2 protein-coding genes are annotated in these 722 nt (G+C 46.1%); both read right to left on the bottom strand.

Going from position 1 to position 722, the window contains the following annotated elements; translation table 11 throughout:
- Window positions 1-65 precede the first annotated feature (65 nt).
- Window positions 66-479, bottom strand: coding sequence for an Imm70 family immunity protein (locus tag ACH65_RS19300; protein ID WP_082190401.1), 414 nt, complete (start codon window positions 477-479; stop codon window positions 66-68).
- The coding region (locus ACH65_RS20875; RefSeq protein ID WP_237561565.1) for a hypothetical protein at window positions 480-722 on the bottom strand (243 nt) is incomplete at its 5' end.

Below are 722 nucleotides of genomic sequence, written 5' to 3'. Positions count from 1 at the left end.
TCGTCGGCAGCGTCAGATGTGTATAAGAGACAGGGACAACAACAACAACAACGAACAATTCATCTTTACTGAAAAAGGATTGGCACTTTCTTCTTTACACTTTGCTCAGCCAAGCCACGCAATCGGCCCAACAAAGGCTCACCATCGATATCAAAGAAACAATCGAGCAGATTCTTCGGAACGAGTCCGACTGCCGTGGCCACTTTTTTCTTCCAGAGAGAGTCAAGCTCTAACGGTGGCTCTTCACTGAAGACTGCCGCGATGAGGTCAAGCTCACCGATAAGCTGTAATGCCGCATCAGGCAACCACTCGCCATCACTATCATGATGATTCACTAACGTAGGACATCTACTTCCTCGCTGCCCACCCTCCACAGCAGCAACAACTGCATCCCTGAAAAAATTGAAATCCGCGTAAGAGCCCACTTCGACGCCATCAATTTCTTCCTCGCCATCAAAAATACAGAGATAAAGTCCCATCTAATAGTTCTCCCTCAATACGTACTTTCCGCACTTTTTGATCAGATTATTCAGAGACTGGTCAAACACACATGCCCCTGGAACTCTAAGCACCAATTGCATTTTCTTCTCAACCGCTCTAAACGCGAGCAATTTAATCTGATAGGTTGCCCTGAGCTTGGAAACGTTTTTTATCAGATACATCCTATTAAATACCTCAGCATCTGGCATCGCACTCCGAGCAACCTGATGGCGTGTAAACTT

This window comes from Frateuria defendens (assembly GCF_001182895.1).
GTDB lineage: Bacteria > Pseudomonadota > Gammaproteobacteria > Xanthomonadales > Rhodanobacteraceae > Frateuria_B > Frateuria_B defendens.
This window is presented reverse-complemented; position numbering and strand designations above follow the sequence as displayed.

Excerpts from the sequence above, each read along its gene's own strand:
- ACH65_RS19300 (WP_082190401.1), bottom strand. The coding sequence starts at position 479 with ATGGGACTTTATCTCTGTATTTTTGATGGCGAGGAAGAAATTGATGGC.